This window comes from Microbulbifer bruguierae (assembly GCF_029869925.1).
Taxonomy (GTDB): Bacteria; Pseudomonadota; Gammaproteobacteria; order Pseudomonadales; family Cellvibrionaceae; genus Microbulbifer; species Microbulbifer bruguierae.
This window is the reverse complement of the sequence record NZ_CP118605.1, coordinates 2,242,501-2,264,387: the sequence shown is the minus strand read 5'-3', so window position 1 is coordinate 2,264,387 and position 21,887 is coordinate 2,242,501. Positions and strand designations below refer to the sequence as shown.

The window sequence follows — 21,887 nt, the reverse complement described above, 5'->3', positions numbered from 1 at the left end:
TCCTATGGCATCAAACAAGCGCCGTACCAAAGCGAAACCCCAAAAACACAGCGCCGGGCGGCTGCGCCGCTGGATCAAACGCCTGTGCCTGCTGGCGCTGGTGGGGATTCTGGCGCTCGCGGGATATATGGTTTGGCTGGATGTACAGCTGCGAGAGCGGCTCGACAGTCGTCAGTACCAGTTGCCTGCGCGGGTTTTCGCGCGTCCGCTGATTCTGAAAGAAGGCATGGTGATGCGGCCGGACGAGCTGGAGGCGGAGTTCTCCGCGCTCAATTACAAAGAGGTGAAAGAGATCGACGAACCGGGCCAGTGGCAGCGGGAAGGCATGGAATACCTGGTGTGGCGGCGGGCCTTTGTACACCCGGACAAGCGTGAAGAAGCCGCCAAGGTGCGTTTTCGCCTGCGCAACGACGAACTGACCAGCCTGCGCAGCGAAACCGGCGAAGGGTTGAAAGAATTTCGTCTTGACGCCGCGCCCATCGGCACCCTGCTGGGTGGTGGTGACGACCGCACCCCGGTGCGGGTCGAGGAAATTCCTCCGCTGCTCGGTGCTACGCTGATCGCGGTGGAGGATCAGGATTTTGTGCATCACTTCGGGGTGTCGCCCCGTGGCATCGCGCGCGCCATGGTGGCTAACTTCAGAGCGCGCGGCGTGGTGCAGGGGGGGTCTACCATTACCCAGCAGTTGGTGAAGAATATCTTCTTCGACCACAAGCCCAGCCTGTGGCGCAAATTCAACGAAGCGCTGATGGCCATCCTGATGGAGGTCCACTACGACAAGGCCTATATCCTGCAGGAATATATCAACGAGGTGTGGCTGGGGCAGCAGGGCAGTCGCGCCATTTACGGCTTCGGGCTGGCATCGGAATTCTATTTCCAGAAACCATTGAGCCAATTGGAACCGCACCAGATCGCACTGCTGGTGGGTCTCGCCAAGGGCGCTTCCTTCTACAATCCATGGCGCAATCCGGAGCGGGCCCTCGAGCGTCGCAACACTGTGCTGGATGTGATGCTCGAACAGGGTTTGATCACCAGTGAGCAGCACCAGCGCCTGCGCAAAAAGCCCCTTGAAGTGGCCTCTGCTGGCGGCGCGGCGCAGAATCCCTACCCGGCATTTACCGAGCGCCTGCTGGCGGAATTGCGCCCCTATTATTCCGTGGAGGAACTGCGTACCGCGGGCCTGCGGGTGTACACCACCCTGTCGCCTTCAGTGCAGCAGCTGGCGGAGGACGCCGTGAGCGATGGCGCCGCCAAGCTGGAAAAAGACCGTGGAATTCAGGCGGACTCCCTGCAGGGGGCGACGGTGATTCTGGAAAACCACAGTGGCAATGTACTGGCCATGGTGGGAGATCGCCGCCCCCATTACCCGGGTTTCAACCGTGCATTGGAAGCCCGCCGTCAAATAGGTTCGCTGATCAAACCGGCGGTGTACCTGACCGCGCTGGAGCGGGCCCACGAATACAATCTCGCCACGCTCATCGATGACGCGCCTCTGCGGGAAGTAACCGAGGACGGCCAGGTGTGGATGCCGTCCAATTTCGGCAACCGCAGTCACGGCCTGGTGCCGCTTTACGTGGCGCTTTCCCAGTCATACAACCAGGCTACTGCGCGCCTGGGACTGGAGCTGGGTATTGAAAGTGTGCGGCAGACCATTCGCAGACTTGGGGTTCAGTCCAGCCTGCCACGGGTGCCATCGTTGTTCCTGGGTACCGCGGAGATGACGCCTTTTGAGGTGGCCGGCATGTATCAGACGATGGCGAACGGCGGTGAGCATGTGGAACCGCGCACCCTGCTGGCGGTGTCCGACGCCGACGGCAAACAGGTGCAGCGCTTCCGCCCCAAATCCAACCGCGGGGTGGATGAGGTGCCGGCGTACCTGTTGCGCTACGGCCTTGAACAGGTGATGCGCGAGGGTACCGGTAAGAGTGCCTACCGGCGTCTGCCCAACAGTGTGCCCTTCGCCGGCAAGACTGGCACCACCAACGACTATCGCGACAGCTGGTTTGCCGGCTTCAGCCCGGGAGTGACAGCGGTGGTATGGCTGGGGCGTGACGACAACGAGCGCACCAGTCTTACCGGTGCCACCGGTGCCCTCAGTGTGTGGACTGAAATCATGCGCAAATTGCCCCATCGCCACGGGCGCATCCGTGCTCCTCGTGGGGTGGAGTGGAAACCGGTCAACGAAAAGGGCCAGTTTATGGATCCGCGCAATTGTCAGGGCGGGCGCGAGATCCCATTTTCGGTAGAAAGCCATCTGGAAACGGATCCGCGCTGCGAGAGTCGAGGCTGGTTCCGCAAGTGGTTTGATGGCGATAAAAAGGACGTAGCGCCGCGGGAGGATATGACCCCGGGTTGGGGTATTGATCCAGAGCAGCAGCGCAAGGAAGAGGAGCAGCGCCTGCAGCGTCGCCGTGAGCAGGAGCTGCGCGAGCAGTTGCAGTGGGAGCAGCAACAGCCAGTACCCGAGCAGCCGCAAGAGAATCGCAACCTGCAGCCGGTACCGCAAACGGAAGAGGAGCGTCTGCGGAGATTGCGGGAGGCGGGCGATGAGCAGGAGCAGCGCTACCTTGAGGAAGAGCGCCGCGCCCGCGAGGAGCAGCGGATTCTCGAACAGCGCCTGCGGCGGGAAGAAGAATTACGGCAAGAAGAAATGCGTCAGAATCAGCGCCGCCGCGGTGCTCCGGTGGAGGAGGCCGAGCCCTGGCCCCCGGAAGAGCCGGAACAAGAAGACCAGTGGCCGTAAGTGGATTGGTCTGGCAATCTTGGCGCCTGTTCGGTCATAATGTCCTGACGAAAAGTATTCTCATTTAGCAGTTCAGCACGATGCAGTACCGCTTTGATAAATTCGTTCTGGATACCGCACAGCTGCGCCTCACCGCCGACGGCAATGGCATTGAGGTCGACGCCCGGCAACTGCAGTTGCTGGCGCTCTTGATTGGCAACTATCCCGAGTACCTGGAACGGCAGCAGTTGCTGGAGCAGTTGTGGCCCAACACGGTGGTATCGCAATGGTCCCTGGGGCGCCTGGTATCGGATACCCGCAAACTGTTTCGCGAGCAGGGTTATGCCGGTGCGCTGATCCAGACCTTGCACGGACGCGGTTATCGGCTGTCTCCCGAGTTGGCGGAACAGCTGCGGTCGCTGCCACCCGCCGATTTGCCCGAGTCAGGGCGGGGCGAAGTGGAGCCAGGCGCTGCGTATAATTCGTCGGAAAGCCGCTCCAGCACTCCTGTCATTCCCGCTACCACTCCTGTTGCGACTCAACAGGCCTCGTCCACGACTGCCGGTATTTCATCCCCGGCAGCGGATACGCCTGCGCGAGCCCACTGGCCACTGCTGGCGGGTATGGGGCTTATGGTGTTGCTTACGGCCTTGAGCGTGTACCTGATTACTGCGCGGCAAATTCCCGATGCCGGGGAGCCGCTGGTGATTGGGGAGGCGTCGGATGTTGTCGGGCGCGTGTTATGGGTAGATGACCACCCCGACAACAACCTCGACGAGCGCCGTTTTTTTGAGACTCAGCGCGTCGCCGTCTATCTGGTAACCAGCACCGAAGATGCACTGACCCTGCTATCCATGTACCGCTACGACGCGGTGATTTCGGATATGGGGCGTGGCAGGGAACCGCTGGCAGGCTTCAAGCTGATGGAGCGGATGCGCAGCAAGGGAGACCAGACCCCGTTTTTTCTTTACACCATCATGCCCTCGGCGTCCCAGCGGGCACTGGTCCAACAGCGTGGTGGTGACGGAGTGGCCGTCACTCCAGAGGAGTTGTACGCCTTGGTGTTGCCATTATTTGAGTTGACGTCGCCTCCCAGGCCAGACCTGCAGGCCCCGTAAACTCTCGCTGTGCGCGCGCCTTTCAAAAAGATTCACAAGCTTTCAAAGACAGCAATGACCCTTTCTCGCTAATTTTTGCGCCAGTCAATGGCCCTCGGCTCTTCTGTCGGCGGCCAACAGGGGATGCAACGAAAAAGCGAAAAAAGGGGGAAGTATGCTGGGGGCTGGATTGGGGGCTTTGTTTGCGGAATCTGCGCCGGAGCAGGGGCAGGAAGGATCATCTGCGGACATACTACGTGAAGCGGGGAGCGCTGGGCAAATAGTCCTGGCGGTGTCCTCGGCGAGCACACGCAAGGCTGAGACTGATCTGTTCAGTCGCCGGGAGCGTCAAATCGTCGCACAGATTGCCATTGGTGCAACCAGCGCAGAAATCGCTACGCGGCTCAGTATTTCCATTCACACGGTAAAAAATCACCGTAAAAATATTCTGCGTAAGATTGGCTGCAGCAATTCCGGGCAAATGATCGCGAAATGTGTTGGCCTGGGCATTATTTGAACGGCGTGTTCATCCTGCGTAATGTGCCCTGACAAAACTCCGCGGCAAGTACGGTGGCAATACCGGTGCAGTACAGACGGTGTGTGTGGTACTGGTGGTGCGGTATTGGTGGTGCGGTATTGGTGTAGTATCGAAATCGGTTTGCCAATTCATTTGCCTGTGGGGCGTCGCCGTTGACTGGTTCCAGTGCAACTTCCTTTTTCTCGTTCTTCACGCCGACCGGCATTCTGCTGGTGGTGACGACTCTGGTGAGTCTGATTGCCCTGTACTTTTCGCCACGCCTGCTGGAAGAGTGCGCCTTCCGACCCTATCGGGTATGGAGAGGACAGAATCGCGATTCGATCTATCTGTCCGGGTTTGTACATGCCAATCTGCTGCATCTGGCAGTAAACATGTGGTGCCTGTGGCTGTTTGGGCGCGAGCTGGCGCATCGCATCGGCAGCACGCTGTTCATTTTGCTCTACGCGGTGGCGCTGGTAGCGAGCCATATCCCTACGCTGTTCAAACAACGCGACAACCCAAACTACGCCAGCGTCGGCGCATCCGGTGCTATTTCCGCGGTGGTTTTCGCCTATATTGTTTACTACCCACAGTCTGAGCTCTACCTGCTTTTCCTGCCGATTCCTGTACCGGCCTGGCTGTTTGGCGTGCTTTACCTTGCATACAGTGTTTACGCCAGTCGCAATAAAAACAGCCGGATCAATCACGATGCGCATTTCTGGGGTGCAGTCACCGGACTGGTGTTTGTACTGTTTACCGATCCGGCCGCGTGGGCGCGCTTATTGTGAAGTTCTGTCGCATAACCGAACCAAATCCCTAAGCAAACAATAAGAACCATTCGAGGGAACTTATGACTTTTTCACGCGTGATCGGCATCGCCGGTCTTTCGCGATAACTGCTATTGAAAATAATTATCAATTATATTCATTTTTGCTAAATCCTGACCTATACTCCGCGCCGAAGATTCGGTCACTTAGGGAGATAGAGATAATGTCAGGATCACGTATCAAGTCCTTGCCCCTGTCCATGGGCGCTCAGACTATTGCCGCCGCACTTGCCTTTGGCACCCACACTTCCATCGCACTGGGACAGGAGTCCACTTGTGAAGACAAGGGCGACAAGTCCTGTGTCACCAAGGAAGCAAAACCCGCCATTGAGCACATCGAGATCCACGGCGTGCGCAATTCTGTGTATCGTTTCGACCGCTCCGGCGATCCGCGCCGGGTGGCGGATCTGGTGGATACCCCGCAGACCATCAGCGTATTGACCCTGGACCAGATTCAGGAGTCCGGCAAAACCGACCTGGAAGATATTCTCGCCGCACAGTCCGGGGTCACCCTCGGCACCGGTGAAAACGGCAACGCGTTTGGCGATCGCTATATCATCCGCGGCCACGAAGCCCGCAGTGACGTGTTTGTCGATGGTCTGCGTGACCCGGGTATGACCACCCGCGAAAGCTTTGCCACCGAGCGCGTGGAAATCACCAAGGGCCCGAGTTCCACCTTTGCCGGCCGCGGCTCTTCCGGTGGCGCGGTCAACAGCATCACCAAGAAGGCCTCTACCGAATACAACTTTGGTCGAGTGGACCTTGCCGGTGGCACCGACGATCACAACCGCTTCACCGTTGACTACAACCTGTCCCTGAGCGAAGTGCTGGCTCTGCGTATCAATGGCCTGTCTTCGGCGCAGGACAAGCCCGGCCGCGACGGTATTGAACAGGAGCGTGACGGCGTGCAGCTGTCCGGCCTGTATCAGGCATCCGAAGACCTCTCGGTTATCGCCGACGTTTATTATCTCGACGCCCACGACAAGCCGGACCTGGGCAGTTACTTTGATCGCGACGCGCGCAAGCCGGTAAACGATATTCTGGTGTATGCCCAGGACAATGATTTCCTGGATTCCGAGGTGACCACTTTCACTCTGCGCACCGAGTACCGCTTGTCCGATAGCGTGCGCCTGTACAACGCCACCCGCGCGGGCCAGACCGAAAACGGCTATATCACCACTGGCCTGCGCGGCACCAACCGTGCGGACGAAGATCCGGAAGCGCCGGGCGCCGCCACCATGACCCTGAGTACGCATCAGGGCTGGCAGGAAGTGGATTACACCACCACCCAGTTCAACCTGTTCTGGGATACCGAACTGCTGGGCCGCGCGCATAAACTGGTGTTTGGCCTCGAATACACCGACGAATCTGTGGACAACGGCGTTTACGACATCGACTACGGCAACGAAGGCAACTGCCTCACCAATGGGCGCGGCGGGGTTTCCGCGGCCTACTGCGTGGTGGATGCCAGCGGTAATCTGGTGAGCAATGTAGGCGGTTTGATGAACCGCAGCTTTACCCGCGGTAATGCGGATGCGCTGTACAGCATCGAAACCGTCTCCGTCTATGTGATGGATACCCTCGCTCTGACCGACGATTTGGATGTGTTCTTCGGCTTGCGTCAGGACAGTTTCGACTACCGCAACGCTACCACCGGCCGCGACGGCGAACAGCTGTATGCCTATTCCGATTCTATGTACAACGGTCACCTGGGCCTGGTGTATGACGTGGCGGAACACGGTAATGTCTACGCTACCTATAGCACTGCCACCAATATCAACGGCGGCGAGTCCGACCTTGGTGCCAACTGCGGTTACGGCGGTATCTGTGGCACCCCGGACCAGGCGGTACAGGCAGACCCCGAGCTGGTGGAAAACTTCGAGCTGGGCACCAAATGGGAATTGTTCGACGAGAAGCTGATGGCCACCGCGGCGCTGTTCCGTATGGCCAAAAGTGACGTGATGGAAAGTGTCGGCGACAGCTACTCCACCCTGGGGACCCTGAACACCGGCAGAAATCGTGTGAAGGGTATCGAGTTTGGTCTCTCCGGCAATATCACCGACAAGTTGAGCGTGCAGGCGTCCGCATCGCTGATGGATTCCAAGGTGCTGGACTCTTTCAACCAGGACAATATTGGCCTGGCGCTGTCCAACTTTGCTGACGAAAGCTACTACCTGCAGCTGCGTTATCAGCCCAGTGAGCGCTTTGCCTTCGGCGGTGACTACAGCTACCAGAGCCAGATGTACGGCGGCCAGCCGGATACCGCGGCGGGGTACAGTCAGGAAACCGGGCAGTACAGCATCGTGGTACCGAGCTATCAGGTGGTCGGTCTGTTTGCGAACTACAACGCCACGGAAAAGCTGACACTGCGCGCCAATATTGGCAACCTGTTTGATGAAGAGTACTGGACTGCCGCGTACCGTTCCGGTTCCTTTATGTACCTGGGCGACGGCCGCAGCTTCCGCGCTACCGTCACTTACGAGTTCTGATCCGCGCCGGAAGGTTTAACAAAGGTGGGCCGATGGTTGTTATAGAAAATATGCTCGCGCCACAGGAAGTGGCACATTTCCGTGAGGTGTTACTGTCGCTGCCGTGGGCGGACGGAAAAGACACCGCCATGGGGATGGCGGCAGCGGTCAAAAACAACCATCAGGCCGACCCCGCCAACCCTGCGGTGCAGCGTCTGGCCAACCAGTTGCTGGGGCGCATGGGCGAGGCGCCCAAGCTGATTTCCCGTGTGTTGCCGCACCGGATTTTTCCGCCGGTGTTCAACCGCTACGGTGAAACCGAGGAATACGGGTGGCACGTGGATGGGGCCATCATGCGTATCCCCGGCTCCAGCGACGTGTTGCGCAGCGACATGTCCATGACGCTGTTTCTCAGTGAGCCGCAGGAATATGCGGGTGGGGAACTGGTGGTCGCCACGGAGTTCGGCGAGCAGCGGGTAAAACTGCCGGCCGGTTCCGCGGTGCTCTATCCATCCAGCAGTTTGCACAAGGTCACCGCGGTGACTGCAGGCCAGCGTATCGCGGCGATTACCTGGATGCAGAGCATGGTTGCCGATGACGGCATGCGCCAGACCCTGTTTGAACTGGACCAGAGTATCCAGGCCCTGCTTGGACAGGGGCAGGTGGACCGAGCCGAACTGGATCGACTCCACCACATCTATCACAACCTGATTCGCCAGTGCGCGATGATCTGATCTGATCGGATTGCCCTGATCGGGGTTGGCCTGATCCGATTGGCGGTCTGCGCTTATTGGCGTTGCAGTAAGCGTGCGGCCTCTTCGGCGAAATAGGTCAGCACGCCGTCCGCGCCCGCGCGCTTGAACGCCAGCAAGGATTCCAGAATCACCGCTTCCCGGTTGAGCCAGCCGTTGTCGAATGCCGCACAGTGCATGGCGTACTCACCGCTCACCTGATAGGCAAAGGTGGGCACCTTCAACTCCTCCTTCACTCGCCGCACCACATCCAGATAGGGCATGCCCGGCTTCACCATGATCATGTCTGCACCTTCCGCCAGATCCAGCGCGCACTCGTGCAGCGCCTCGTCGGAATTGGCCGGGTCCATCTGGTAACTGAATTTATTCGCACCTTTCAGGTTGCCGGCGGACCCCACCGCGTCGCGAAACGGGCCGTAGTAACTGGACGCATACTTGGCAGCGTAAGACATGATCTGGGTGTTCACATGACCCTCGCGCTCCAGTGCCGTGCGGATTGCACCGATTCGTCCGTCCATCATGTCTGAAGGAGCCACCACATCCGCGCCCGCCTGGGCGTGGGACAGCGCCTGCTGTACCAGTACTTCCACGGTGTCGTCATTGACGATGTAACCCTGATCGTTCATCAGTCCGTCCTGGCCGTGGCTGGTAAACGGATCCAGAGCCACGTCGGTAATCACACCGAGTTCCGGTGCGGCGTCTTTCAACGCGCGCACCGCGCGCTGGGCGAGGCCGTCTACCGCGAAGGCAGCGCGGGCGTCGTCAGACTTGTGTGCGGCATCCACGACCGGAAACAGAGCGACCGCAGGGATGCCGAGCTTGACCAGCTCCTTTGCCTTGGCGGTGAGCAGATCTACGGTCAATCTCTCCACACCGGGCATGGATACGACCTGCTGGGTCTCACCGCGGCCTTCAATCACGAACAGCGGCAGGATCAGGTCGTCGGTGGTCAGGTGGTTTTCCCGCACCAGGCGGCGGGAGAACTCGCTGGCGCGCAGGCGGCGCGGGCGGGAGTGGGGGTAGGGGCCGCGATTGGGGCTGAAACTCATACTGTGGGCACTCCGGAGAATGGATGGACGCGACCGGGTGTTCATCGGTCGCGGCTTGGCAGGCCGCCATGATACCAAACACCGCGCCCCGGAGTTTCAGATACGCAGAGTCAGTCTTGCGGCTTCCGGAAATGCGCCACCAGCATACGTCCGGCGGCGGCGATGTGCTGTTCCAGCAAGCTACAGGCCTTCGCGGTTTCTCCACGCTGTAACAGTTCCAATAGCTGGTAGTGCTCGCGTTGACTGGTCTCCAGATAGTCGAGACTACGGGACTGGAATCCGATATGTCGCTGGCACTGGCGGTGCAGCTGTTCAACCGTGTTAAACAGCGCTGGACGCTCCGCCGCGCGGTACAGGCAGGTGTGGAATTGCCAGTTGTTGCTGCCGATGGTCGCGGCATCGGGCAGGGGTTTACCTTCCGTGCGCTCCAGAGTGTCGAGGATATCCCGCGCGCGCCCGAGTATTTCGCCGTTCAGCTTTGGCGCGGCGAGTTCCAGTAGCAGTGGTTCGAGGCGCATGCGCATCAGGTAATGGTCTTCGGCCTCCTGCGGGTCGAACAGCGGTACTGCCACGCCGCGTTTGCCGTGGTCGGTAAGCCAGCCCTCCGTCTTCAATCGCGCCAGTGCGTCCCGCACCGGAATGCGGCTGACGCCGTAGCGCTCTGCCAGTTCGCTCTGCGTCAGTGGCGTGCCTGGGGCAAAACGACCGTATTGCAGGTCGGCTTTCAGCTGCTGGTATAGATCCATTCAGCGCCTCCTTACCAGCAGCCAGTGGCACACGAGCCCGCCGAGGAGCCCCCAGAAGGCCGCTCCGATGCCGAAGAAACTGACCCCGGATGCGGTGATGAGAAACGCGATCAGTGCGGCATCGCGACTTTCCGGGTCGGCGGTCGCGCCCGCCAGACTCGAGCTTACAACCCCGAGCAGTGCGAGTCCCGCGACCCCCGCGATCATCTCTTGAGGGAGCGCCGCAAACAGCGCGACCACACTGGCGCCAAACAAGCCGGTAAGCAGGTAGAAAAAACCCGCGGCGATCCCCGCGGTGTAGCGCCGCTGAGGATCCGGGTGTGCTTCGGGGCCGGTGCAGACGGCGGCGGAAATGGCCGCGAGATTAAGCGCAAAACCGCCAAAAGGTGCCAGCAGCAAAGACGCCAGACCGGTACCGCCAATCAGCGGCGAGGCCGGAACCTTTTGGTAGCCGCTGGCGCGCAGGGTGGCAACGCCGGGAATGTTCTGCGAGGTCATGGTGACGATAAACAGTGGCAGGCCTACGCCCAGAAGCACAGAGAAATCGAATGCCGGTGTGACCCACTGGGGTTTGCCCAGCGCCCAGCTGAGTTTTTCCAGATGAATCTCACCCAGCAGCCAGCTGACAACAAATCCAGCCGACAGCACCAGGATGATGCCGTAGCGAGGCAGCCAGCGCCGCCCCGCGAGATAGGCCGCCAGCATGGAACCCAGCAGCAGCGGGTTTGCCTCCAGCGAAGTGAATATCGACAGCCCGAACTGCACCAGAATGCCCGCCAGCATGGCACTGGCAATGGGCAGGGGCACCCGCGACATGATGCGCTCAAAGGCGCCGGAAATGCCCAGAATCAATGTCAGCAGTGCGCTGAATAGAAAAGCGCCCACGGCCTCTGGCAGGGAGACGCCACTGAGACTGGTGGCCAGCAGCGCCGCTCCCGGTGTGGACCAGGCAGTGAGCACCGGCGCGCGGTAATACCAGGAAAAGCCGATACAGGTGAGCCCCATGCCGAGACCGAGGGCGCCGATCCACGAAACCATCTGCGCCTCGTTGGCCCCTGCCGCTGCCGCAGCCTGCAACACGATGGCAACCGAGCTGGCAAAACCCACCATGACCGCGACAAAGCCGGCGCTGACGGTGGACAAGGTGGAATCGGCAATGAGGGAGCGCTGTGTAACCTGCTCCATGAAAATGTATACCTTTAAAAAAATGTATACATTTTATAGCGGGAGAGATTGTTCAAAGCAACAAGGGCTTTGGAAACTTTCAGGTTGGGGTGGCAGAAAATGACGGCACCGGCACTGAAGTCAATCAGTGCACGGTGCCCGATCCAAGACTAAGCGAGCTTTGCAAACACCCGACGGGCCGCTTCAATTGTGGCGTCGATGTCTTCGTCGCTGTGGGCGGCGGACATAAATCCGGCTTCGTAGGAGGCCGGTGCCAGGTAGATGCCCTCATCCAGCATGCCGTGGAAGAAGCGGTTGAAACGCTCGGTGTTGCAGGCCATCACCTGCTGGTAGTTGGTCACCTGCTCTTCTTCGGTGAAGAAGAAGCCGAACATACTACCCACCTTGTTGGCAGTGAGGGGGATACCGGCTTCTTTGGCCGCCGCGAGTACACCTTCTACCAGGCGATCGGTCTTGGCGGTGAGCTCATCGTAGAGGCCTGGCTGCTGGATCAGCTGCAGAGTTTCCAGGCCCGCGACCATCGCCATCGGGTTACCGGATAACGTACCCGCCTGGTACACCGGCCCCAGCGGGGCGATTTTTTCCATAATCTCGCGCTTGCCACCGAAGGCGCCCACCGGCATGCCGCCGCCGATCACCTTGCCGAGGGTGGTGATGTCCGCCTCGATGCCGTAGTAACCCTGGGCACCGGTAAGGCTGACGCGGAAACCGGTCATCACCTCGTCCAGGATCAGCACCGCGCCCGACTGGTCGCAGACTTCACGCAAGGTTTCCAGGAACCCCGGCACCGGCGGGATGCAGTTCATGTTGCCCGCCACCGGCTCGACGATGATGCAGGCGATCTGGTCGCCGATCTCGGCGAAGCACTGCTTCACGCCTTCGATATCGTTGTAGGTCAGGGTGATGGTGTGATCGGCCAGGGACGCCGGCACACCGGGGGATGAGGGCACGCCCATGGTCAGGGCGCCGGAGCCGGCTTTCACCAACAGGGAGTCGGAGTGGCCGTGGTAGCAGCCTTCGAATTTGACGATCTTGTCGCGGCCGGTGTGACCGCGAGCGAGGCGGATGGCGCTCATGGTGGCTTCGGTACCAGAGTTGACGAAGCGCACCAGGTCCATGTTCGGCCAAACCCGGCAGAGTTCTTCCGCCAGTTCGGTTTCCAGCTCGGTGGGCGCGCCGAAACTCAGGCCGGACTGGGCCTGTTCGATCACTGCTTCGATCACGTCCGGGTGGGCGTGGCCCAGCACCATGGGGCCCCAGGACTGGACATAGTCGATGTAGCGTTTCTCGTCCGCGTCATACAGGTAGGCGCCCTCGGCGCGCTCGATAAATACCGGGGTGCCGCCCACCGCGCGGAAGGCGCGCACCGGCGAGTTGACGCCGCCGGGGATGACTTTCTGGGCTTCGGCAAAAAGGGATTCGGACTTGCTCATAAGAATTCGGAAACCGATTGGGAATTGGGTTGGGTGAAGGGAATTCCGGAATGGAAAGTGCGCGTATTATCCGCGTCACCGCCGACTGCCGCAAACCGCTCGATCAGACGTACGAAAACTGCGGACTGGTTGCTCCCGTCAGTCTTTGCAGGTCCAGAACAGACGGTTGGGAACCGGTCGGCCCATCCCCAGGCGGCGGCTGCCGGCGATAGCGCTCCAGGTGAATTGCTGGCTGCGGTTTACCGCTTCCAGGATGGTGAGGCCGTGGGCGATATGGCAGGCAATAGCGGTGGTCAGGGTGCCGCAGATACCGTAAGCCGCCGGCGGCAGTCGCTGCCAGCGGAATTCCCGCACCAGTCCGCGCACATCGTAAAGGCGGTTTTCCAATTGCTGCTCGCTGGCGGGGACGCCGGTCAACAGTAGGTAGCGGCAACCGCTTTCCAGCAACTCCTGGGCCTGGGCGTCAAACACGTCCGCTTCGCCGGCCATGGCGCGGGCCTCCCGTCGGTTGGGGGCAACCAGTGTTGCCAGGGGCAGCAGCAGATCGCTCATGGCGCGCCACAGGGGTGGTGCCAGCAAGCTCTCCTTATCCGCGAGGGTGGCGTCCGGGTCTATCACCAGGGGGATGTCCGGGTAGTCCCGCAACACTGCGTGCAGGGCGTGCACATTTTCCAACGAACCCAGGTAGCCAATCTTGATCGCCGCTACCGGCATGTCTTCGAGTACCGCCCGCGCCTGCTCCACCAGCAGGCTGTCGTCGACCGGTGCCACCCCAACCAGCTCGCGGGTGTCGCCCACGGTGATCGCCGACACCACCGAGGCGCAGTGGCATCCCAGGCTGACCGCCGTTTCTGTGTCGGCGCCGATGCCCGCACTGCCGCTGGGGTCGTGGTGAGTAACCGTAAGAATGACGGGTTGGCGTGTATCCATGATGTTGTCGGGCACTTCCCTTGCGGCCGGTGAATTAAGTCTAGCGCTGATCCTGCGGCAGGCGCTGCCAGCGCGTAGTCTGCCGCGCCCCGCCAGATCTTAGAACGGTCTAACCACTGCGAGTATGATAATTGCGATCAGTGCGAGAACCGGCAATTCATTGAAGATACGGAAGTAGCGCCCGCTCTTGTGAATGGTGCCCGCAGCGAATTTTTTCACATAGCTGCCGCAGATGTGGTGGTAACCGATCAGCAGAACCACGATGGTCAGTTTGGCATGCAGCCAGCCTGCAGATTTGTAGTATTCCGGATTGAAGGTGATCAGCCAGATGCCGAACACAATGGTGGCGATCATTGACGGTATCGCGATGCCGCGGTACAGGCGCCGCTCCATGATTTTAAAGCGGTCTTTACTAAGGGCGTCGGTGGCGTCTACGTGGTAGACAAAGAGGCGCGGCAGGTAAAACAGTGCCGCGAACCAGCAGACCATGGAAATAATATGAAAAGCCTTTACCCAAAGCATTGGAGCTCCTTGTCCGGAGAGGTATCCGGGTTGCGCGTTTATTGTCGGTAACCGTTATTGTCGATAATAGTGTTCAATATGTTGCGGCAGGATAATACCCGCCACATCGCTGTCCAGTACACCCGGGCTGTCCAGGTGGTGATCGCGGCCAATAAACAGGGCGTCGGCGCCGCGTATTTCCAGCTGCTGCTGTGCTTCCAGCAGCGTCGAACGCCAGCTGAGCGGCGCCAGTTGCAAGCGCTCTCCAGGCAGGCGCAGCAGATCAATTTTTTCTTCCCGGTTTTCATTCGGCAATTCCGGTTCGGCTTCACTTTTTGGGCGCAGCAGAAAATTGGCGAGGTCGGCGGTGCGCAATGCCATTGGCGTGTTTTCGCTGCCAACGAGTAACCATGCGGGCTGCTGGTCGATCAATCGCTCTGCCTGCGACCTATCCAGCAATTGCGGGGTTACCGCAATGGCGCGCTCCATCACACTGGTTACGCCAACCCTGCTCAGCATCTGTGCGCGCCAGCTGGGGGTGCCTTTTTTACCCAGGGCGCGCAGGGACTCCTGGTACGTGCCCTCGGTGGAGAAAAGTTTGCGGCTGACCAGGCAGGCCACCACGATGGTCATCATGCCGGGAAACAGCACGTTGGGGTTGTAGGTAAGCTCGAGGATGGCCAATAGCGCCGCCAGGGGCGCATTCAGCAGTGCCGCCATCATCGCCGCCATGCCGATCATGGCGTAGAGCCCGGGACTGGTGGTGGCGGCGCCAAGCCACAGATTGGCCAGGTGACCGGCGGCTCCGCCGATACAGGCACCGAGGATAAGGCTCGGGCCTATGACGCCGCCGGGAATGCCGAGCCCGGTTGCCAGGGCGGTGGCCACAAGCTTGGCCAGGATAATGGTTGTTACCGTGGCAATGCCAAGCTGGCCGAGCATGGCCAGCTGCAGGGTGTCGTAACCGGTGCCGAGAATTTCCGGCACCCACAGGGCGAGTAAACCGGTGGCCGCACCGACCAGGGTGAAGCGCAGCAGTGGGTGCTTTTGCTGCAGAGGCACCAGCCTGCGCTGGCTGACAATAAAAATGGACGCCAGCGCGCCGACCACCAAGGCACAGATAAAGAGAATCGGCAGCTCCGCCAGGGAGTGCAGCTGCAGCGCTGGCACACTGAACGCCGCCTGGTGCCCGAACGCCAGCCGGGTGGCGGCACTGCCGCTGACCGCGGCGATGATCACCGGCAGAAAACCGGCGACTGTGTACTCCATCATCACCACTTCCATGGCGAAGATCACCCCTGCGAGCGGCGTATTAAAAGATGCGGAAATGGCGGCGGCGACGCCACAGCCGAGTAGTGTGCGCATGGAGTTGTGGGGCAGGCGGAGCTTGTGTGCCAGCCAGCTGCCGCTGGCGGCCCCGAGGTGCACCGCGGGGCCCTCGCGACCGATCGACTGACCACTGAGCAGGGCCAGGGAACCGGCAAAAAATTGCAGAGCAGCATTTTTCATCGGCATGCGCCCCTGGTGATTGTGTAGCCGGTCCAGTACATGCACGACGCCGGTCGGTCTGCCGGAGGGGGCAATCCAGGTGAAAATCAGTCCGAGCAACACCGCGCCACCAAAGGGTAAAAGAAAGCGCCACAAAAGCGGCAGTGACTCGAAATCTTCCCGTTGTGGCAAGTAGAGAATTTCCGGGGCTTCACTGAGCTGGCGGAAGGCGATGATCACTAGCCCGGCAACGGTACCGATAAGCAGCGCCAGCAGTACCAGTAATGGCAATGCCTGTTGTGCCGCCAGCTGTACCTGTACCCGGTCCAGCAACCGGGCTTTGCGCAGGTGTGGCGGAATGGCGGGAGATGAAGGTGACTGCTTGCGGCGCCGCACAGTGAGTCCTTTATTTTCGGATGCTTATGGTAGAGTGCACGGCTCAGTATACAGAGGTGAACGCCCGCCAACAGGCGGCGCCAGTGTACGACCAGGGATAGTGACCAATCTGATCAGCGAGGAGTAAACATAGTGAGTGTCATCAAGGCGGCAATTGTAGGTGGAACGGGATATACCGGTGTGGAGTTGCTGCGCCTTTTGTCCGGTCATCCCCAGGTCGAGGTGACAGCCATTACTTCCCGCGCCGAAGCGGGTACACCCGTGGCGGAACTCTTCCCCAGCCTGCGCGGTCACTACGATCTGAAATTCACGGCGCCGGACGTACAGCAACTGGCGCAGTGCGATGTGGTGTTCTTTGCCACTCCCCACGGCGTCGCCCAGGCCCAGGTGCCAGAGCTGGTGGCCCGGGGGGTGCGGGTCATTGACCTGTCGGCAGATTTCCGCCTGCAGGATATCCCAGCGTGGGAGCAGTGGTACGGCCAGCAGCACGCCTGCCCGGAATTGGCGGCAGAGGCGGTTTACGGCCTTCCGGAAGTGAACCGGGCGCAGATTGCCGGGGCGCAATTGATTGCCTGCCCGGGCTGTTATCCCACCGCGATCCAGCTGGGTTTCATCCCTCTGCTGGAGGCCGGGTTGATTGAACCCTCGGGACTGATCGCCAACGCCGCCAGTGGCGCCAGTGGCGCTGGTCGCCAGGGCAAGACAGATCTTTTGTTTGCAGAGAACAACGATAGTTTTCGCGCCTATGCCGCTTCCGGTCACCGGCACCTGCCGGAAATTGAGCAGGGACTGGCACGGGCTTTTGGCAGTGAGGTCGAGCTGACCTTTGTGCCGCACCTGCTGCCGATGGTGCGGGGTATCCACGCCACACTGTATGCCACTCTCAAGACAACTGCGGATGCGGCCGGCAGTCAGGAGGCTCTGCAGCAATTGTTTGAACAGCGCTATGCGGCGGAGCCGTTTGTGGATGTGATGCCGGCGGGTTCGCACCCGCAGACCCGCAGTGTGCGCGGCACCAATATGTGCCGGATTGCGGTGCTGCGGCCCCAGGGGCGGGACAAGGTGGTGGTCCTTTCCGTGATCGACAATCTGGCCAAAGGCGCGTCTGCCCAGGCGGTGCAGAACATGAACATCATGTTTGGTTTAAATGAGAACCAGGGGCTAGAGAGCCCGGCACTGCTGCCTTAGAATCGGTGGTAGTGACAAAACAGCAATTTATACGACACTTATAACCAATAGCAGCACGATCGGGTTCCATGGCGCACAAGGTAAAAGGCAGTAAACAGTACCGCATGAAAGTGGTGGCCCACAGGCCGATCCATGGCATTTTCTCTGTGCTGGGGGTGACCTTGCTGGTGCTGTCCACCAGTGCCGGTGCCTTTTTCGCCGGTCAGTACCAGCTGAGCAAGAGCCTGGACGAAAAGAGCCGCGCCCATGCCAAGTCGCTGAGTGAGGTGGTGCGGTTGAACGCGGAGATCGAGTCCCTGCGGGTGCGTACCGCCACCGCCGAGCAGTCCGTGGCTATTGGTGAGCAGGCCAGTGAGTCGGTACGCGCGGAGCTGGTGGCGAAAGATGACCTGATTGCCGAGCTGCGCCAGGAAATTTCCTTTTACCGCGGCATCATGGCGCCCGATGAGGGCAGTGACGGTGTATCCATCGGGCGTTTCAGTATTTCCGAAGCCGGTGAGCGCCGCTATCAGTACAAACTACTGGTGCAGCAGTCCGCCGCGCGCCACCAGGTGGTGACCGGGGCGGTAAATTTCACCATTGTCGGTCAGGTTGACGGCGAGTCGCGACGCTACGCGCTGTCAGATCTGTCACAGCAGGTGGAGAGCGAATCCATCCCCCTGCGTTTCAAGTATTTCCAGAATATCGAGGGAGAGTTGCAGTTACCGGAGGGCTTCGTACCCGAGGGTGTGGAACTGACGCTCAAATCCAGCAAGCGCAACGGCTTCAGTATCGAGCAGCGCTATGGCTGGCTGGTGCAGCAGACCTGAGGGTTACCGGGTCAATTCAGGGGCTGGCTCGCGGCCTTGCTGGAGTTACCAGGCTCCGCTCAATTCAAGAGGTATTGGTTAACTATGTTGAAAAAGAAAGAGAAAACTATGGCTAGCACTGGTGGCAATAACACTACTTTGATCGCCCGTCACACCGAAGTTACCGGTGATCTGCATTTTCGTGGCAACCTGGTGGTCGAAGGACGGGTGAACGGCAATGTCTGCGCTCACAGTGACAGCGAAGCGCGTCTGCAGGTCGTTGATGGCGGGATCATCGAAGGTGAAATCCGTGTGCCCAATGTGGTGGTAAACGGCAATGTGAAAGGCGATGTTCACGCCAGTGGTCATCTGGAGCTGGCCTCCAAGGCGATCGTTGAAGGCAATGTGCACTACAAGCTGATTGAAATGGTCAAGGGTGCCCAGGTTAACGGTTCCCTGGTGTCCAATGTGGAAGTGGATAGCGCCAGCGAGCCGCGTATGCTGGGTTATTCGGAAGAGCCGCTGGAAGGCGCTCAGTAACGTCTCTCGTTTAGCCTCCCCTGAATGGTTTTTGGTGGTAAAACCCGGTTGTAGCGGCAATACTTGACCTGTTTGCTGGGTTTTACCCATAATGCGCCGGCACACCGCCAGCCTGGCGGTGGCTGCAAACTGATCTCGAGAGTCATCTATGTCTGAAGCTGTTTCCTTTTCTCCCGAACCGATTCAGGTGACCGAAAAAGCCGTCGCCAAGGTCAAGGGGTTGCTGGAAGAGGAAGGCAATCCGGATCTGAAGTTGCGGGTCTTTGTGACCGGTGGCGGCTGTTCTGGCTTCCAGTACGGCTTTACCTTTGACGAGCTGGTAGCGGAAGACGACGCTATCGTCGAAAAAGAGGGGATTCAGGTACTGGTAGATGCCATGAGCTACCCCTACCTGGTCGGCGCCAGTGTGGATTATGAGGAGGGGCTTTCTGGCTCCCGCTTTGTGGTCCAGAACCCCAATGCTTCATCCACCTGTGGCTGCGGTTCGTCCTTTTCTATCTGAATTCGTTGAACTCTACGGACGTCAGTCCGTCGCTGGCGGGTTATCTGCCCGCCGGCAAGTTTCTTTCTCAGCCTCAAGTTTCCCCGCTGGGCGCTGTTCAGGCGGGAAAAATCCCCCCCAGAACGCTTTCCCGTTGCGCACCAGTGACCGCAGGGCAATTGCCACTTAAGCCCAGCATGGTCTGTCGCGCCAGCCAGGCAAAGCCCGCGCCCTCAACCCAGTCTGCGTCGATACCGTACTGATCGGTAGGGGCGACTGCCCATGTGGGCAGCCTGCGTCCAAGGCGCTCCAGCAGATCGCGATTGCGCGCACCGCCGCCACAGACCAGCAGCTCGCCGCCGCGGGCAAACTCCTGCACGCCATCGGCAATCGTGGCTGCGGTCACCTCTGCCAGTGTTGCCTGCACATCAACCGGTGCCAGTTCCAGGCCGGCACAGGCCCGTTCCAGCCAGCTCGGGTTGAACGCCTCACGGCCGGTACTTTTGGGCGCGGGGGCAGCAAAGAAGGGGTCGGCCATCAGACGGTGCAACAGTTCCGGGTGCGGTGTGCCGCTTGCTGCCCAATCACCGTTGGCGTCGTAGGCGGTACCCTTGTGCAGTTTTACCCAGTAGTCCAGCAGTGCATTACCGGGCCCGGTGTCATAGCCCCGTACCGCTCCGCTGGCAGAGAGCTCGGTAATATTTGCCATGCCGCCGATATTCACCACAGCTCTGTCGCGGTCGGTTCGGAAAACGGCATTGTGGAAAGCAGGCATCAACGGTGCCCCCTGCCCGCCAAGGGCCATATCCCGGCGGCGGAAGTCAGCGACGGTGGTGATCCCGGTCATGGCGGCGATGGTGTTGGGGTCGCCCAGCTGCAATGAGAAGGGCGTGGAAACGGAGCCCGGCGGGCGGTGGCGGACGGTCTGACCGTGACTGCCGATGGCAGTGATGGCAGAGGGTTTGACGCCCGCTTCGTGCAATACCGCGAGGGTTGCCGCTGCGAACTCTTGTCCCAGTTGCCGGTCAAGCTGACCGGCGCGATCGAGTTCTGAAGGGCCGGGGGCGCAAAGCGCAAGAATGGCCTCGCGCATCTCAGAGGATATCGGGTGGCCGACGGCCGCCCTGGTCAAGCAGTGCAGGGAACCTTCGGTTTCAGAAAACTCCACCAGCACGGCGTCGATACAGTCGACGCTGGTGCCGGACATCAGGCCAATGTAGAGGTCCGTCATTCAGTTTACGGAGTCCTTCTTGTCATCGGTCTGCTTGTTGTTCTGTGCCAGTGCCGGCTGCTCGAAGCGCTCCAGCTGCGCCATCAGCGGTTGCGTCTGGGCCAGAAAACGGTCCATTTCCGAACTGGCGACGGCTTTTGCCTTCGGTAACTGGCGCACGATGGTGGCCGGGTTACGGTGGTGGCCATCTACCAGGAATTCGTAGTGCAGGTGTGGGCCGGTGGCATATCCGGTAGAGCCCACTGTGCCGATGACCTGGCGCTGCTTGACGCGCTGCCCCTGCTTTACGCTGCGCTTGTTCAGGTGCAGGTAGCGGGTGATATAGCGCTCGCCGTGCTGGACGAACACATAGTTGCCATTGGCTTTGGAGTAGCCCGCCTTGATGACACGACCATCGCCGGCAGAGTATACCGGGGTGCCCCGGGGGGCGGCGTAATCTGTGCCGTTATGGGGCTTGCGGGTCTTGAAGATAGGGTGCAGGCGGCGGGGATTGAAATGGGAGCTGATGCGGCCGATATCCACGGGGGTGCGGATAAACGCCTTACGCATGCTCTTGCCGTCAGGGGTGTAATAGTTGGTGTCGCCGTTGCTGTCGATATAGCGTACCGCACTGAAGGTTTTGCCCTGGTTGGTAAAGGTTACGGCCTTGATGGCGCCGTTGCCGATCTTTTCTCCGTCCAGAAACTCTTCGTCAAAGATCACGCTGAACTTGTCGCCTTTGCGAATATCCAGGGCGAAGTCGATATCAGAGCCGAAGATATCCGCCATTTCCATGATCAGGTTGTTGCTGAGGCCGGCTTTGCTGCCGTCCACGAACAGCGAGCTTTCAATCTCTGCCTGACGGAAGGCGGTGTAGCGCTCGGCTTCGCGCTGGTGTAAGGCATATTTGTATTCGTCAGAGCTGTCGCGGCTGAATTCCACCTTGCTCAGACGATCCCGGTGCAGCTCCAGGGTCTTGAGGCTGCCCTCGCCATCGACCTGAAAGGTCAGCTCTTCTCCGGGGACGAGTTTTGCCAGCTGTTTCGCTTCTTTGCCACTCGCGAGTAGCTCATACATCTCTGAACTGCTGATTCCTGCCCGTTGGAACAGATCGGACAGGGTGTCACCATTGCGCACGGTTTCCTGCACGATTCGCAGGTCTTCCATAACGCCTTGCATGACGTCTTCGGAGGCACCGGTGACACCCTGCGATGTGTCGGGGGAGGCGTCCGTGGCGGAGGATACTGGATCTGCCGCGACCTCCTGCGGCTGGGCCTCGGGGGCACTGAGGGTGACCGCCAGTGCCGTGCGTTTGGCTTCGACCTCCGGCGGCGAGATAAACAGTGTCAGAGCCAGTGCGAAGCTTGCGGCACCGGCCACCAGGGCATGGGTTCGCGGAAAATGCTTGCCCATGGCGCCAAGCAGGCGTGGGTTCTTGCTTTGATCTTGCATGATTCTATACAGGGGTAGCGCTGACAGTGGTTGTTATCGGGGTTCGGCCGCGAAGCTTTAACAAGCCGCTGTGCCTAAAAAACGAACACCCGGATGACTTTATAACAAAATTCCCGCC

19 protein-coding genes are annotated in these 21,887 nt (G+C 60.0%); 10 read left to right on the top strand and 9 right to left on the bottom strand.

The window, feature by feature from the left end; genetic code table 11:
* Positions 1–4 precede the first annotated feature (4 nt).
* The 6 genes from mrcB to PVT68_RS09405 all read left to right on the top strand — a co-directional run bounded on the left by mrcB (position 5) and on the right by PVT68_RS09405 (position 8,364).
* Positions 5–2,743, top strand: a complete 2,739-nt coding sequence (gene mrcB / locus PVT68_RS09430; RefSeq protein WP_280317463.1) for a penicillin-binding protein 1B — start codon at positions 5–7, stop codon at positions 2,741–2,743.
* Positions 2,744–2,823: 80 nt separating this feature from the next.
* Complete coding sequence (locus PVT68_RS09425; protein WP_280317461.1) at positions 2,824–3,840, top strand: winged helix-turn-helix domain-containing protein; 1,017 nt, start codon at positions 2,824–2,826, stop codon at positions 3,838–3,840.
* A gap of 154 nt (positions 3,841–3,994) precedes the next feature.
* On the top strand, positions 3,995–4,336 hold the full coding sequence (locus PVT68_RS09420; RefSeq protein WP_280317459.1) for a helix-turn-helix domain-containing protein: 342 nt from the start codon (positions 3,995–3,997) through the stop codon (positions 4,334–4,336).
* A 173-nt stretch (positions 4,337–4,509) separates the two neighbouring features.
* Complete coding sequence (locus PVT68_RS09415) at positions 4,510–5,124, top strand: rhomboid family intramembrane serine protease (RefSeq protein ID WP_280317457.1); 615 nt, start codon at positions 4,510–4,512, stop codon at positions 5,122–5,124.
* Positions 5,125–5,326: 202 nt separating this feature from the next.
* Positions 5,327–7,651 carry a TonB-dependent receptor gene (locus PVT68_RS09410; protein WP_280317456.1) on the top strand — a complete coding sequence of 775 codons (2,325 nt, stop codon included), beginning with the start codon at positions 5,327–5,329 and terminating at the stop codon, positions 7,649–7,651.
* 32 nt (positions 7,652–7,683) lie between these two features.
* The gene (locus tag PVT68_RS09405) at positions 7,684–8,364 is read left to right on the top strand and encodes a Fe2+-dependent dioxygenase (RefSeq protein ID WP_280317454.1); all 681 of its coding nucleotides are present in this window, start codon (positions 7,684–7,686) and stop codon (positions 8,362–8,364) included.
* Between the two features lie 53 nt (positions 8,365–8,417).
* Here PVT68_RS09405 and hemB read toward each other — a convergent pair whose 3' ends face one another.
* The 7 genes from hemB to PVT68_RS09370 all read right to left on the bottom strand — a co-directional run bounded on the left by hemB (position 8,418) and on the right by PVT68_RS09370 (position 16,110).
* Positions 8,418–9,431 (bottom strand): porphobilinogen synthase, encoded by a 1,014-nt coding sequence (gene hemB / locus PVT68_RS09400; RefSeq protein WP_280317452.1) that lies wholly within the window; start codon positions 9,429–9,431, stop codon positions 8,418–8,420.
* Between the two features lie 110 nt (positions 9,432–9,541).
* A complete protein-coding gene (locus tag PVT68_RS09395; protein ID WP_280317450.1) occupies positions 9,542–10,177 on the bottom strand; it encodes a GntR family transcriptional regulator in 636 nt (211 codons plus the stop codon).
* Positions 10,178–11,362 (bottom strand): benzoate/H(+) symporter BenE family transporter, encoded by a 1,185-nt coding sequence (locus PVT68_RS09390; RefSeq protein WP_280317448.1) that lies wholly within the window; start codon positions 11,360–11,362, stop codon positions 10,178–10,180.
* Between the two features lie 149 nt (positions 11,363–11,511).
* Positions 11,512–12,795: a glutamate-1-semialdehyde 2,1-aminomutase gene (gene hemL / locus PVT68_RS09385; RefSeq protein WP_280317446.1), complete on the bottom strand. Its 1,284-nt coding sequence runs from the start codon at positions 12,793–12,795 to the stop codon at positions 11,512–11,514.
* Positions 12,796–12,933: 138 nt separating this feature from the next.
* Positions 12,934–13,725 carry a bifunctional hydroxymethylpyrimidine kinase/phosphomethylpyrimidine kinase gene (thiD, locus tag PVT68_RS09380; RefSeq protein ID WP_280317445.1) on the bottom strand — a complete coding sequence of 264 codons (792 nt, stop codon included), beginning with the start codon at positions 13,723–13,725 and terminating at the stop codon, positions 12,934–12,936.
* A 99-nt stretch (positions 13,726–13,824) separates the two neighbouring features.
* The gene (gene hemJ / locus PVT68_RS09375) at positions 13,825–14,247 is read right to left on the bottom strand and encodes a protoporphyrinogen oxidase HemJ (protein ID WP_280317443.1); all 423 of its coding nucleotides are present in this window, start codon (positions 14,245–14,247) and stop codon (positions 13,825–13,827) included.
* A gap of 54 nt (positions 14,248–14,301) precedes the next feature.
* Positions 14,302–16,110 (bottom strand): chloride channel protein, encoded by a 1,809-nt coding sequence (locus PVT68_RS09370; protein WP_280317441.1) that lies wholly within the window; start codon positions 16,108–16,110, stop codon positions 14,302–14,304.
* Positions 16,111–16,242: 132 nt separating this feature from the next.
* Between PVT68_RS09370 and argC the strand changes: the two genes are divergently transcribed.
* From argC to erpA, 4 genes are all read left to right on the top strand, one after another.
* Positions 16,243–17,298, top strand: a complete 1,056-nt coding sequence (argC, locus tag PVT68_RS09365) for an N-acetyl-gamma-glutamyl-phosphate reductase (RefSeq protein ID WP_280317439.1) — start codon at positions 16,243–16,245, stop codon at positions 17,296–17,298.
* Between the two features lie 68 nt (positions 17,299–17,366).
* A complete protein-coding gene (locus PVT68_RS09360) occupies positions 17,367–18,107 on the top strand; it encodes a DUF6776 family protein (RefSeq protein WP_280317437.1) in 741 nt (246 codons plus the stop codon).
* A gap of 108 nt (positions 18,108–18,215) precedes the next feature.
* Positions 18,216–18,626, top strand: a complete 411-nt coding sequence (locus PVT68_RS09355) for a bactofilin family protein (RefSeq protein WP_280317435.1) — start codon at positions 18,216–18,218, stop codon at positions 18,624–18,626.
* Between the two features lie 148 nt (positions 18,627–18,774).
* The gene (erpA, locus tag PVT68_RS09350; protein ID WP_280317433.1) at positions 18,775–19,128 is read left to right on the top strand and encodes an iron-sulfur cluster insertion protein ErpA; all 354 of its coding nucleotides are present in this window, start codon (positions 18,775–18,777) and stop codon (positions 19,126–19,128) included.
* A gap of 97 nt (positions 19,129–19,225) precedes the next feature.
* Here erpA and PVT68_RS09345 read toward each other — a convergent pair whose 3' ends face one another.
* The gene (locus PVT68_RS09345) at positions 19,226–20,338 is read right to left on the bottom strand and encodes an anhydro-N-acetylmuramic acid kinase (protein WP_280317431.1); all 1,113 of its coding nucleotides are present in this window, start codon (positions 20,336–20,338) and stop codon (positions 19,226–19,228) included.
* Entirely contained in the window at positions 20,339–21,769 is a 1,431-nt protein-coding gene (locus tag PVT68_RS09340; RefSeq protein ID WP_280317429.1) for a peptidoglycan DD-metalloendopeptidase family protein, read from the bottom strand.
* Between the last annotated feature and the right edge of the window lie 118 nt (positions 21,770–21,887).